Below are 12240 nucleotides of genomic sequence, written 5' to 3' on the forward strand. Positions count from 1 at the left end.
ATTATTTCTCAAGCACTTCATCAGTTCGATCAATCGTTCCGTTATGTTTAGCGACAAGACCGTCCAGTACAGACGGTTCAAATTCTTCACCAATCGCAATGATTCCTGTTTTTCCGGGTGGAATCACACCGAGTGTACGTTTAAACGTTTCCTGGACGGCTTGATTTTCTTTTAAATCCTTTGAGCCGCCAATCAACATCCCTGTCATCGAGCCTAACAGAATGCCGAACGGTCCTCCGAGAATCCCGACGGCCATCCCAATTAAAGAACCTTTGAAAGCTTTATTCGAGCCGCTTAAATCGACCGCATCTTCAAACGAAAACGCTCCGCTTTCACTTCGTTTAATGACAGCGATTTGTTCAAAATCAACTTGACCGTTGGCATGATACTTTTTCAGTTCACTGAACACTTGATACGATGTCGCCTCTTCTTCGAATGTAAAGGTAATGATATGATGCTTCTCTTCTTTTTTAGCCACAGCTTCCACCTCTTTCACAAAAGACAGACCGCAACCGTTGACGATGAGTGACACACCATTTATTTACCATTCGTCGCTTGAAACGAAACCTGTTACGGCGTCATCGGTTTCCCCGGTTCCAACTTGTAGTATTCTTCCATCGTCAAGCCGCTCACCTTCAACTGGGCAGCAAGCGTCGCCCCGACATAACGAAAATGCCAGCTTTCATACGTATAGCCGGTCCATGATTCTTTACCGAGCGGATAGCGGAGATGGAACCCGTAACGGTGGGCATTCGCAGCCAGCCACTTTGCCTCTTTTGTACTCGAGAAGCTGAACTTCGCATATTTGGAAGAGTCTGCTCCGCCGATATCGAAACCAAGTCCTGTCTGATGCTCACTTCTCCCGGGTTGTGCACTGTACGTACTTGCTTTTTCAAAACCGTCCCGTGCCACATACTTGTCAAACAGAGCTTTTTGATAGGCATACGAACGGTATGTACTGAATGCAACCAAGGTGATTTTTTCTTTTTTGGCAGCGAGCTTCATCTTTTCAAAGGCAGCTCGCGCCACCGTACTCTCACCGGGAGCATACGACGAACGGAGTGGGTAATTCGGATTGACGATCAACGTCTTGCCGATGCGTAATCCGCCGATTTGTTGATCGGTCAGCAAATATTTTGAGCTGGCATAACCCGTCTTCGTTCCATATCGCACTTTCGACCACGTTCCAAGTCGGCTGATCTCGTTTACATAGACGCCCGTCGGAATGATCGTGACGACTGCTTTTTCCGTCGATGCACCGGCCCGAAGGTTAAGGGGTGTTTTCGCTTGACGGTAACTCGAAGCTTCTGCCGCGAGAGAAAAGCTGACCGTTGACGTGACGACCGCTAATAAAACGAGCATCGTTTGTTTCATCTTTTTCATGGTTCGTATAAACTCCTTTTTTCAAGAACAGGGTAATGAATCTTTGATTTTAGAATAACATTCATTTCAAGACGTCACCATTTTTTGTTCATGGTGTAATCAAAATGAATTAATTCCCTGTTTTATTCAAATGAATGCGTTCTCGATGATTGAATCTCGTCTGGTTCGGGTAAATATCGGTTGTATGCGTTTTCTTTGAATAATGATTGGCATCAGTCAAGGGGGCGAATCTTCATGACCATTTTAGATGGGGTATTCATCGCCGTCTCCGTATTTTGGTTACTCGAACTGTTTCTTTTTCGAAACCGGCAGAAAGAACCGTCTCCACTTGAAGAACGACGAAGTTTTTATTCCATTTTGGCTACTTTAGTCGTTACGATTCTGTTGTCCATTTTGTTCAGCAGATCAGAACCATCCGTCCTATTACAACAAATCGGACTCACCTTCTTAAGTATTGGGGTTCTGTTGCGTTATTGGGGGATTTATCATTTGAAACATCAATTTACCCGTCACGTTGCAGTCAATCCGGGAGATCAACTCGTCAGTACAGGTCCTTATCGTGCCTTGCGTCACCCGCTTTACACCGGTTTACTTTTCATCACGGCCGGCTTTCCCCTGTACTTCGGACACTTGATATTGACGTTATTCGCGACAGTGCTGATGTTTTTTGCTTTATTACACCGCATTCGAATCGAAGAACGGCTGTTAACCGAAGGCTTCGGACCGGCTTATACTGCATGGGCACGTAAAAGAAAACGATTAATTCCGTTCATTTACTAAGACATAAGGAGATGTGATTTTTTTGAAAAAACAAGCTGTAGTCATTGGAGCAGGTTTAGCAGGTATGTCCGCCGCAATTCGCCTCGCAGGAGACGGATACAACGTCACGATGCTTGAGCAAAACGGAAATGTTGGCGGGAAGTTGAACCAACGGAGTGGTCAAGGGTTCACCTTTGATACCGGTCCATCCATCTTGACAATGCCTTGGGTGCTCGAACAACTCTTTACGAGTGTGCATCGTCGCCTGGACGATTACTTAGAAATTGAACGAATCGAACCGCAATGGCGGACATTTTTCGAAGACGGGACACAGCTCGATGTCAAAGGCGATTTGCCGGGGATGCTCGAAGAGTTTAAAAAAGTCTCTGATCAAGCTGACTTCGTCGAACTGTTCAGCTATTCGAAAAAAATGTATGATCTCTGCTTAGACAGCTTCTATAAATATAGTCTCGAAGATTTAAAAGACTTAAAAAAATACCATACGATGTCAGAATTACTGAAGATGGATCCGCTTAATACCGTTGCAAGCGGTACAAAAAAACATCTCAATAACAAGTATCTCGAACAGTTGTTCAACTATATGGTCATGTACGTCGGATCCAATCCGTACGAAGCACCTGCTGTCTTCAATCAAATGATTTATGTTCAGATGGGGCTCGGCATCTACTATGTCAAAGGTGGTATGTACAATATCGCCCGCGCGATGAAAACCGTCCTCGATGAGCTTCGTGTGACGGTTCACGTCAACACACCGGTTGAGCGGGTCGTCACGGAAGGAAAACGCGCGATTGGCGTGGAAGCAAAAGACGGTACTTTCTATCCGGCTGATGTCGTCGTGTCGAATCTCGAGGTCATTCCGACGTATGAGCGTCTCGTTGCTGACAAAAAAGGACCAAAACAGGCTAAAAAACTCAATCAATCGTTTGTTCCATCTGTCTCGGGTCTTGTCCTCCTCCTTGGTGTCAATCGCGAATACAAGGACTTAAAACATCATAACTTCTTCTTCTCCGACGATCCGGAGCGTGAATTCGCGCAAATGTTCAAGGAAGGTGTACCACCGGAAGATCCAACGATTTATGTCGGTGTTTCGTCTAAATCCGATGCTTCGCAGGCGCCTGAAGGCAAGGATAACTTGTTTGTCCTGACACACGTTCCGCCACTGACAAAACAAGGTGGAAAAACCGATTGGGATGCTTATCGCGAAGTTGTCCTCGATAAATTGGAACGCATGGGGGTAACGGATTTACGGGAAGCGATTGAGTTCGAATACCGTTTCACACCGGAAGATTTACAATCGCTGTACGGTCCAAACGGCGGCTCCATCTATGGAGTGGCTGCTGACCGGAAAAAGAATGGTGGATTTAAAATCCCATCGAAGAGTGATCTGTATGAAGGGCTCTATTTTGTCGGCGGATCAACGCATCCGGGCGGAGGCGTACCGATGGTCACATTGTCTGGTCAGCTCACGGCTGATTTAATCCAGAAACATGAAAATCCCGTCAAAGCGTGATAACCAATAAAACAGGAGATCGTCCCTTAAGGGGGATGATCTCCTGTTTTATTTGGATGATGAAGCCAGTGATACTTCTTCGATTTGAAGGCATCTCTCGCCGTCAAATACTAAACGATAAACGGCTGGCATCGCTAAACGCGACCAAAAGGAGTAATCGTATGCCGGATCAAAATGCTGCATCAACAACACCATGATATTCCCGTGCGTCCCGACGACAACTGTCTCATTTGTGTGTTTCCTGATTAACTGCTGCGTACCTGCAACAACACGGTACTGCGCAATGTCGTTTGATTCTCCGCCGTATGGATTTTTGTCCGGGTGATTCCAGACGTATTCGACAGCTTGCTGAAAATCATCCAGTTGACCGGGAGCCAGTAATCGTTCTTGAAATGCTTCCGCCTCCTCGATCGGCAGTCCATAATGTTCCGCTACCGGTTGAACGGTTTCAATTGCCCGCCGGTAGGGACTCGCATAAATGTAATCCGGTTGAACCTCTCGAAAAAGTGAAATCAGTTGTTTGGCGTCAGCCGTGCCCCGCTCGGATAGTGGTCGTGCTATTTCGTCCGGCGAATAGGTCGAATGGGCATGTCTTACTAAATAAATGGTTGTCATGGTGTCTCCCTTCTCAACTCTCATTTGTTGTTTCGAGCAATCGATACCCCACTCCCCGGACCGTCTCTAAATGAACATCAATTGGAAACCCGGCACGGCGTAATTTTTCGCGCAGATGGCGGATGTGTGAATCGATGGTTCGTGGTTCGATGGACTCGTCATCTCCCCACAGTGAGAGGACGAGCTGCTCCCTCGATAAAATACGATTCTTCGAGGCGAGCAATTTCCCTAACAGTTGAAATTCCGTTTTGGTCAGGAGGATTTTTTGTTGGTTGAATTCACAACGGTACGCAGCAGCATCATAAGACAGTCCATGAAATGTCTCTTGTTCCTGTTTGACTCGACCAATCAATAGTTCGATCCGTGCCAGTAGTTCTCCTTCATGGATCGGTTTCGCGACATAGTCATCTGCCCCTACTTCATGCCCTCGTAAAATGTCCTCTTTTTGATTACGTGCCGTCACCATGATGATCGGAAAATCAGCAACCTGTCGGATTTTTTGGCATAATATCCACCCATCCATTTCAGGCATCATGACATCCAATAAGGCCAAGTCGATCGGTACGGTTCGAACCAGTTCTAACGCTTTTTGGGCTGAATCGACCAAATGACAGGTATGCCCATAAGGTGCCAGATATAACTTCATCAATTGAAGCATCCGTGGTTCATCATCTACGATTAATATTCGTGCCATTTTTTCACGCCCTCCATTGAACTGTGACGCATGTCCCGGCATGCCATTCGCTTTTTATGTCGAGTGTCGCATCATGCGCTTGAACGATTGCCGTCGCAATCGTTAACCCGAGACCCGATCCGCCGCGGCTTCTGGAGCGTGATGGTTCACTCCGGTACAAGCGTTTTTTCACATGCGGCAATGCCTCTTCGGAAATCCCTATCCCCGTATCTTTTACTGTAAAATATGCTCCGGTCTCATTTTTTCCATAGCTGACCTCAATTTTACCGACCTCTGTATACTTCCGGGCATTATCGAGCAAATTTAACAGGACTTGACCAAGCCGGACTTGATCTCCCATTACAGTTACAGGATGACCTGACACCACAAAACGCAGTCCCTTTTCTTCAATCGCCGGTCGCATTTTGTCGGCAATCGATAAAATCACCTCGTCAAGTGCAAGCGGCAAACGATCGACCGAAAATTGATTTTCGTCCAGACGAGCAAGTAACATCAAGTGTTCGATCAGTTGGCTGAGGTGATTACTTTCTTCCTTGATAATGGAAAGATACATCGTTTTGTCAGAGTCGGGCAAATCGGGACGACTCAAGATATCAGCGTACCCTTTGACATACGTCAGTGGCGTTCGCAATTCATGCGAGATGTGTGCTAAAAATTCTGTGCGTTCACGGTTTACGTAGTCGAGATCTTTTGCCAGTTGGGTAATGGATCGTGCCAATGCACCCAGTTCATCTGAACGCTCAATCGGTAAATCCACTTCCAGGTTTCCGTCCCTCAACTTTGCGGTCGCCCGTTCCATGTTAATCAGCGGTTTCGAGATTAAACGTGTACAGAGCGCTACCGTGACCAGTGATAGAAGGACCGCGATGATTCCCACCTGAATGAACTGTTGCTGCAACGGTTTGACGACTTGTTGAATCAATCTTTCAGGAGCAAACATAAAAACATGCCCGCGATGACTGCCCGCAATGGTGATCGGACTATCCGTCATCAAAAAGTTTCCATGCTCCATTGGCGTCTGTAGCACTAAATCCTTTCGTTGATCTTGAAATTCAGTATGCGTCAATTCTGTTTTCATTTCTTCCGTTAAACGATTGGAAGATTTCAGGATTTTTCCCTTTTGATCGGTCACGACGACAGTAAATTCAGAAGCAGATTCCATTAAACTGACATGATCAATCGTTTCTTGATCAAATGACTTTTCCAAAACGTCTCGATGCGTATTTCCGCGATTCAATAATCCGGACAACACTTCATCGGTACGTTGATTCACAAGATTTAAATACAACGTACTAAAAAGAATACTCCCTATCAGAAAGAGCGCTGTGAAAAACAGCAGACCGATGTAATGAGAAATATGCCGCATACTCCCCCTCCTTAACTTCCTTCTGCTAAGTATAAGGATTTTTGAATCGAAAATGTATGTCAGGACACAGGAAACACAAATCGTCACGCTTTCTGCACGGTTTTTGCACACGCAACGGGTATAGTCGTAATGTAATCAGATTCATACGGGAGGTACATTCATGAAGAAACAAATGTTTGTTACAACACTGGCTCTCACTGCCGTTTTAGGTCTCGGTGCTTGTGGAACCGACTCTGATTCCTCCGGTTCGCACGACATGCATGACGCCGATAAAAGCAGCTCACATGATGGAATGATGCATTCAAGTGACGGAAAGGTTCCAGAAGGAATCAAACAAGCTGAAAATCCGAAGTTCGAGGATAACAGTAAAGTCATTTTTGCTTCTGATCATATGCAAGGGATGGATGGTGCGAAAGGCACGGTCGTCGAAGCCTTCGACACAACGGTCTATGCGGTCAGTTATACGCCAACGACCGGCGGAAAAAAAGTCACCAACCATAAATGGGTCATCCAGGAAGAACTCAACCCCGTCCCTGCTTCGGCTTTAAGTAAGGGAGACGACGTGACACTTGCCGCTGATCACATGAAAGGAATGGACGGTGCTGAAGCTACAATCGACAGTGCGGAACAGACGACGGTCTATATGGTTGATTTTAAGCCGACGACCGGTGGAAAAACCGTCAAAAATCATAAATGGGTCACAGAGGATGAACTTCAGGCAGATAATTAAAAAAAGCCCGCTCATCAAAGGATGAACGGGCTTTTTGGTATGATTCTGACTGGGCTCGAACCAGCGACCTCTACCCTGTCAAGGTAGCGCTCTCCCAGCTGAGCTACAGAATCATGATGCAGTACGTTATGTACTTGCTAGGACATGTATTAATATAGCAAGAAACTAACAATCTGGCAAGTACTTTTCTAAAAAAATATGAAAAAGAACGAGAAACGGGACTGAAGCACACCATGCATCCAAAAATACAGGCTTTTTTCAGTCCCGTCTCCTGTTATAAGATCGTTGTTACTTGATCAACCGGTAATCGGAGTGCCGGACGTTTTTTCGCATTTTCAACTGCTTTACCAACAGCAATCAACATGACGGGCACATAACGCTCATCCGTGATGAACGTATCCGTAAAGGCTTGATGGTTGAAGCCACCCATTGCGAGCGTCGATAATCCCTTCGCTTCCGCAACCAACATGAGTTGCATCGCAGCCAGGCTCGCATTCGACATCGCTGCATCTCGGGCATAGGCTTCGCTTTGATAAGCTCCCTCGACTTGTCCTTTAATGGAATCAAACAGATCTTCTGTCATTCCGCCCGCCTCGACTGCCGGTCCGTATACGGGATTGTAGTTCCGGTTTGCCTGCAGATCCCCGAGTACTGCAATGACGACTGAAGAGGAACTGACGGCCGGTTGATTATAAGCAATCGGAGCCAGTTGTTGTTTCGCTTCTTCTGAATGGAATGCTAAGAAATGCCAGTGTTGCAAGTTCCAGGCACTTGGTGCAGCTGTCGTCAATTCAATCAGTTCCTCGACTTCCGTTTGCGAAAGCGTAAAGGTTTCATCGTAATGACGAACTGATCGGCGTTCTGTCAAAAGCGATAGTGTTTCGGTTAATGTTTGATTCATGATAATCCCCCTTAAAATACATCTGTTTACTTTGTTATCGTATCATCCTCTGTGCCAGCTGTCATATGACAAGACTTATTTAACCGCCTTCTGTTATAAAACAATAATTGACATTAACATTCTGTACTAGTACAATAAAATTATTCAAGTGCTACCCACTGACACAACGAGGACTAAGAGGAGGAATATAATCATGGAACAACCCCTGTATCAAGAGACGTCTCCAGAATTTTACCGCCAACTTCCCGTCAAAACCTGTTCACATTGCGGAAAAGAAATGGACGAACAGTGTGAATCGTATAAAACAGAGTGCGATGAGTGTGCAGTAACGGAACATTAAGAGGCAACAGCACGAAAAAGAAGAGCGGACGCACGATGCGTCCACTCTTCTTTTTTCTATGTTTGATGATCAATGGATTGTAAAGGTCTCCGATGCCAGATTGCTGAACTCACGCAGATAATGAAGATAGTGGCTGCCGCCGTAGTTATACCGTCTGTTGTACATCCTCACCACAACAAGTTGTTGTTCTGGTACGACGAGTAGAAGTGGACCTGTGTTTCCAAGAATTTGATAGGACCCCTTTGGCACTTGTTCTCCGATTTCACTTCTGTCCTTTGCTTCGTCTTGTACATACCAAAACAATCCATTGTCGGGAAGTTGTGCATCATCATATTGCAGATTTTGAATGGATGTACAAAGTCGAATGACTTCTTCCGGGACTACTTGAATCCCTTGATGTCGTCCCATATTCAGGTGCAGGTTTCCCCATATTGCCAATTCTCTTGCGGTGGTATGCAGATTTGAACCCATTCCGTCAGCAAAAGGATAAAGCTGAAAATCTGCCGCTTGTTTGGGATCATCGATGACTTTAACTAAAGTGGCCGATATCTCCGTCGACCACTTGGTGTACTTAAACCCTAACGGAACAAAAATCCGCTCTTCTAACAGTCGAGGGAAATCATACCCATACAGATGCTTAAAAAGTTGGGTCATGATTTTGACATTGATTCCACGATAGGCCCACCCTTCACCAGCAGCGAACTCCCTGTAGATCGATCCGTCAGCTCGTTCATTCAATCCATGCGAATGCGTGACCAGATGGCGAATGGTCGTACCTTGAACGACCCCCGTATCATACGTATTCAAATAGTGTGAGATCAAATCGTCCAGACTATGGATTTTCTTTTCATATAAGGCGAAACCGATGGCGAATGCCAGGTAACTTTTACGGGCGGAAGCGATATTGAACATGGAATTTATATGAATCGGGTTCGAGTCCTCATTGGAATGAAACCCTTCATAATGCTCCAGAATGATGTTGTCATGCTGCATGACAAGCAACGCAGCGGCACTGCTGTGATTCTGCTCCTTGATCTCACTTACATACGAAATGAGCTGACGGTATGACGCTTGCAAATGAACAACGCTCCTTTCCGATTCTTAATCAAGTATTCGCTCTCCTCGTCGTACTTCCTCTACATGTCTTGATATTGCTTACCTGTAAAATAAAGACACCAATTCGTCTGATTTGTGATGCGACACTTCACGTTAAGGGCTTTGTACCATTCCTGTTTTTATACAGAAAAACACCCTTCTTCTATTTAAAATGAGTTTTTTCGAAAAACAGCCCACTCAGTCATCTTTTTGTAATATTTTTGTTACAAATGAAATAGACAAAATGTTACAGTTAACTCATAAGATTTTCCGCAAAGGAGCTCAGACAGCGATGGACTCATACAACTCAGGTAATCCAATCGGACTTGGTCCAAGACAACGTAAACAAAAACGAAAATATCTTGCGAAGCTTTTTATTTTTCTAGCCCTTCTGTTGCTTCCGATCGGCGGTTATGTCATTTATCAATACCTCGGTTCAAACCAACAGCAAACTGCCTCAAAGTCCGTGCAATCATTAAGTGAGGTCCCGGTTGCAAATCTCGACAAAGCACGTGTCGAAAAATGGAACGGCATTACTAAAAAAGTGGCTTACCTGACTTTTGAAGATGGTCCGACAGTTTTGACGTCAGATATTTTACAGTCTTTAAAGGAACAAAACGCCAAAGCAACGTTCTTTTTGATCGGTCCAAACATCGATCAGCAACCGGATGTGGTGCGTACGATGTCAAACGACGGTCACTACATCGGATTACACAGTGAAACGCATGACTACGATACGTTGTATAAAAAGAAGCAATATGTTCCCGAAATGCTGCGTGTTCAAAAACAAATCAAGCAACTGACGGGTCATGTCCCACTTCTGACACGTCCGCCGTACGGTTCGTCTCCCGGTATCACGAAATCAATTGCGAAAGAAATGGAACAATCAAATCTTCGGGCCTGGGATTGGTCAATCGATTCGATGGATTGGTACTACAAGGACAGCGCCAAGGAAGTTGCTAAAACAGTCATTGACCGGGCGGAGGATCCCGTCGAAATCATCCTGTTACACGAACAACCGCAAACGTTGCGCGCATTACCGGCAATCCTTGCAGGTCTCAAGAAAAAAGGTTATCAATTCTCGATTTATGATGAAGACTTCCATATTCCCTATAATTTTGCGAAATACCCAAATCTGTAAGGAGCTACGATAATGAAAAAACGGACGTTTTTAGCTAGTGGTTTGACCGGTCTCAGCATCCTTCTACTCAGTGCCTGCTCGACTGATCCGGCTTCCTCGATCTACGACCGGTTGGAAGAACAAGCTCAGCTCGAACAAAAAGCAGTACCGATCGCGGAGCAACGAACACGACAAGATGAAGTTTCTGTTAATACGTATCAGGCAGTGTTAGAGGCCGGAGCCGACGACATCAAACGTGCTCAAAATGAACGTGATGAATTGTCTGCTTTGAATCAAGAACGGGTTGATTTATTAAAACAAGAACAAAAAGTTCGGAGCCGTGCGTTCGAAGAGTTCGATCGACAGGAATTGGCGGATGAAATAGCGACCTTACCGGCTGCTGCCAAAAAAGAGGGGACGGCGTTACTGGATATTTTTGATCAGCGAAAAAAAGCCTTTAATACCTTTTTGAAGCGTTACGAAGCGGCGATCGCCTCTGAAAAGAAAGTGCTTTCCTACTTGACCGAAAAACCAAATTTCGTTAAGATTGATGAAGCAACAGCCGATTTAAACCGGACTTCTCGTCAAGCGACAGACGCTTTAAAGACGTTTAACCAATTGACAGTCCGTTACAACGAATTAAAGCCGACCTTTTATGACAAGGCTGGACTCAACATTAAATAACTCACACAGGTTGCAACCAAACCCTGTCCAAAAAACCTGGACAAGGCCCCGTTGCAACCTTTTTTGTGCGTTCTAAAACATGGAGGAATCTGTATGAACCGTTCAAAAGCAACACTTTTTGTCCTAATCGGCGCCATCAGTTACGGCGTCTTATCGACCATTGTCAAGCTGGCTTACAGCGCCGGTTTTGACTCTGCCGCTGTTTCCGGCAGTCAGTTCTTTTTCGGCTGGCTGATGATTTTCATCTTAGCCTTACTGACCAAAAATTTACGTTTGTCTCCCGCTACTGCACTTACCTTGATGGCAATCGGGATTTCCAGCGGAACGACCGGATATCTGTATTATCAAAGTCTGCAAACCGTTTCCGCTTCCGTCGCCATTATCCTGCTGTTCCAATTCACATGGATTGGAGTCGTCATTGATTCACTTCTGACAAGACGTCTTCCGTCACGTCCGCATTTCCTATCCGCCCTATTGTTGATTGGCGGGGCCATCTTAGCCAGTGCGGCATATTCCAGTGCCCTGGATCTTCGGGGAACGCTGTTCGGACTCGGCGCGGCTGTCAGTTTCTCGATCTTCCTGCTCGCAAGCGGTCGTGTCGCGAATCACGTCCCGGTCATCAAAAAGAGCTTTTACATGATGACGGGCGGCTTAGCGTTTGTGATGATCATGTATCCACCGACAACGTTCTTGACGACAGCGAACTTTGAACAGGGATTGATTTGGTACGCTCTCCCACTCGGCCTCTTTGCTTTAATTTTGCCGCCACTGCTGTTTGCTGCCGGAGCACCTCACCTCAGTCCGGCAAGCGTTTCGTTGCTTGGCGCAGCGGAACTGCCGACCGCGGTCATCTGTTCAGTCCTGATTTTAGGGGAACACCTCGCGGCTTCACAATGGATCGGGATCGTCATCATCCTGATCGGGATCTTTTATCCGATCTATGTCAGCAGCCTCAAACAAACAACCACGTCCACTCAACGCCAAAACGACCTTTCCTGATTCGTCAGGAAAGGCCGTTTTTT

Annotated in this window: 14 protein-coding genes and 1 tRNA gene; 7 read left to right on the plus strand and 8 right to left on the minus strand. The window is 45.7% G+C overall.

Annotation, left to right across the window (positions count from 1 at the left end; genetic code table 11):
• Position 1: 1 nt before the first annotated feature.
• Positions 2–478 (minus strand): DUF456 domain-containing protein, encoded by a 477-nt coding sequence (locus P397_RS0114355; protein WP_026833904.1) that lies wholly within the window; start codon positions 476–478, stop codon positions 2–4.
• A gap of 92 nt (positions 479–570) precedes the next feature.
• Positions 571–1383: a D-alanyl-D-alanine carboxypeptidase family protein gene (locus tag P397_RS0114360; protein WP_026833905.1), complete on the minus strand. Its 813-nt coding sequence runs from the start codon at positions 1381–1383 to the stop codon at positions 571–573.
• Positions 1384–1617: 234 nt separating this feature from the next.
• Between P397_RS0114360 and P397_RS0114365 the strand changes: the two genes are divergently transcribed.
• Positions 1618–2163, plus strand: a complete 546-nt coding sequence (locus P397_RS0114365; protein ID WP_026833906.1) for a methyltransferase family protein — start codon at positions 1618–1620, stop codon at positions 2161–2163.
• A 22-nt stretch (positions 2164–2185) separates the two neighbouring features.
• On the plus strand, positions 2186–3673 hold the full coding sequence (locus P397_RS0114370) for a phytoene desaturase family protein (RefSeq protein ID WP_028106944.1): 1488 nt from the start codon (positions 2186–2188) through the stop codon (positions 3671–3673).
• A gap of 48 nt (positions 3674–3721) precedes the next feature.
• On the opposite strand, the gene P397_RS0114375 is transcribed toward P397_RS0114370, so the two are convergent.
• The 3 genes from P397_RS0114375 to P397_RS0114385 are packed head-to-tail and all read right to left on the minus strand — an operon-like array spanning position 3722 to position 6348.
• Positions 3722–4288 carry a histidine phosphatase family protein gene (locus P397_RS0114375; RefSeq protein ID WP_028106945.1) on the minus strand — a complete coding sequence of 189 codons (567 nt, stop codon included), beginning with the start codon at positions 4286–4288 and terminating at the stop codon, positions 3722–3724.
• A gap of 13 nt (positions 4289–4301) precedes the next feature.
• Entirely contained in the window at positions 4302–4982 is a 681-nt protein-coding gene (locus P397_RS0114380; protein WP_028106946.1) for a response regulator transcription factor, read from the minus strand.
• Positions 4983–4986: 4 nt separating this feature from the next.
• Positions 4987–6348, minus strand: a complete 1362-nt coding sequence (locus P397_RS0114385; RefSeq protein ID WP_028106947.1) for a sensor histidine kinase — start codon at positions 6346–6348, stop codon at positions 4987–4989.
• A gap of 160 nt (positions 6349–6508) precedes the next feature.
• Here P397_RS0114385 and P397_RS0114390 point away from each other — a divergent pair, with 160 nt between their 5' ends.
• Positions 6509–7078, plus strand: a complete 570-nt coding sequence (locus P397_RS0114390) for a YdhK family protein (protein WP_028106948.1) — start codon at positions 6509–6511, stop codon at positions 7076–7078.
• 40 nt (positions 7079–7118) lie between these two features.
• On the opposite strand, the gene P397_RS0114395 is transcribed toward P397_RS0114390, so the two are convergent.
• Together P397_RS0114395 and P397_RS0114400 are read right to left on the minus strand one after the other, a co-directional pair.
• Positions 7119–7191 (minus strand) — tRNA-Val (locus tag P397_RS0114395).
• Positions 7192–7352: 161 nt separating this feature from the next.
• Positions 7353–7979: a nitroreductase family protein gene (locus tag P397_RS0114400; protein ID WP_028106949.1), complete on the minus strand. Its 627-nt coding sequence runs from the start codon at positions 7977–7979 to the stop codon at positions 7353–7355.
• A 193-nt stretch (positions 7980–8172) separates the two neighbouring features.
• On the opposite strand from P397_RS0114400, the gene yhfH reads away from it, so the two are divergent.
• On the plus strand, positions 8173–8319 hold the full coding sequence (yhfH, locus tag P397_RS17430; RefSeq protein ID WP_251135546.1) for a protein YhfH: 147 nt from the start codon (positions 8173–8175) through the stop codon (positions 8317–8319).
• Positions 8320–8388: 69 nt separating this feature from the next.
• Here the strand turns inward: yhfH and P397_RS0114410 are convergent, their stop codons facing one another.
• The gene (locus P397_RS0114410) at positions 8389–9396 is read right to left on the minus strand and encodes a serine hydrolase domain-containing protein (protein WP_028106950.1); all 1008 of its coding nucleotides are present in this window, start codon (positions 9394–9396) and stop codon (positions 8389–8391) included.
• 310 nt (positions 9397–9706) lie between these two features.
• On the opposite strand from P397_RS0114410, the gene P397_RS0114415 reads away from it, so the two are divergent.
• The 3 genes from P397_RS0114415 (at position 9707) to P397_RS0114425 (ending at position 12217) form a co-directional block, all read left to right on the plus strand.
• Positions 9707–10555 (plus strand): polysaccharide deacetylase family protein, encoded by an 849-nt coding sequence (locus P397_RS0114415; RefSeq protein WP_064506617.1) that lies wholly within the window; start codon positions 9707–9709, stop codon positions 10553–10555.
• Between the two features lie 12 nt (positions 10556–10567).
• On the plus strand, positions 10568–11218 hold the full coding sequence (locus P397_RS0114420) for a YkyA family protein (protein ID WP_235184004.1): 651 nt from the start codon (positions 10568–10570) through the stop codon (positions 11216–11218).
• 93 nt (positions 11219–11311) lie between these two features.
• Complete coding sequence (locus P397_RS0114425; RefSeq protein WP_028106953.1) at positions 11312–12217, plus strand: EamA family transporter; 906 nt, start codon at positions 11312–11314, stop codon at positions 12215–12217.
• The last annotated feature ends 23 nt before the right edge of the window (positions 12218–12240 follow it).

The organism is Exiguobacterium undae DSM 14481 (assembly GCF_000620805.1).
Lineage (GTDB): Bacteria > Bacillota > Bacilli > Exiguobacteriales > Exiguobacteriaceae > Exiguobacterium_A > Exiguobacterium_A undae.

Bases quoted from the DNA above. Each gene is read 5' to 3' on its own strand.
- P397_RS0114360 (WP_026833905.1), bottom strand. From the start codon at position 1,383: ATGAAAAAGATGAAACAAACGATGCTCGTTTTATTAGCGGTCGTCACG.
- P397_RS0114365 (WP_026833906.1), top strand. From the start codon at position 1,618: ATGACCATTTTAGATGGGGTATTCATCGCCGTCTCCGTATTTTGGTTA.
- P397_RS0114375 (WP_028106945.1), bottom strand. From the start codon at position 4,288: ATGACAACCATTTATTTAGTAAGACATGCCCATTCGACCTATTCGCCG.
- P397_RS0114380 (WP_028106946.1), bottom strand. From the start codon at position 4,982: ATGGCACGAATATTAATCGTAGATGATGAACCACGGATGCTTCAATTG.
- P397_RS0114385 (WP_028106947.1), bottom strand. From the start codon at position 6,348: ATGCGGCATATTTCTCATTACATCGGTCTGCTGTTTTTCACAGCGCTC.
- P397_RS0114390 (WP_028106948.1), top strand. From the start codon at position 6,509: ATGAAGAAACAAATGTTTGTTACAACACTGGCTCTCACTGCCGTTTTA.
- P397_RS0114400 (WP_028106949.1), bottom strand. From the start codon at position 7,979: ATGAATCAAACATTAACCGAAACACTATCGCTTTTGACAGAACGCCGA.
- yhfH (WP_251135546.1), top strand. From the start codon at position 8,173: ATGGAACAACCCCTGTATCAAGAGACGTCTCCAGAATTTTACCGCCAA.
- P397_RS0114415 (WP_064506617.1), top strand. From the start codon at position 9,707: ATGGACTCATACAACTCAGGTAATCCAATCGGACTTGGTCCAAGACAA.
- P397_RS0114420 (WP_235184004.1), top strand. From the start codon at position 10,568: ATGAAAAAACGGACGTTTTTAGCTAGTGGTTTGACCGGTCTCAGCATC.
- P397_RS0114425 (WP_028106953.1), top strand. From the start codon at position 11,312: ATGAACCGTTCAAAAGCAACACTTTTTGTCCTAATCGGCGCCATCAGT.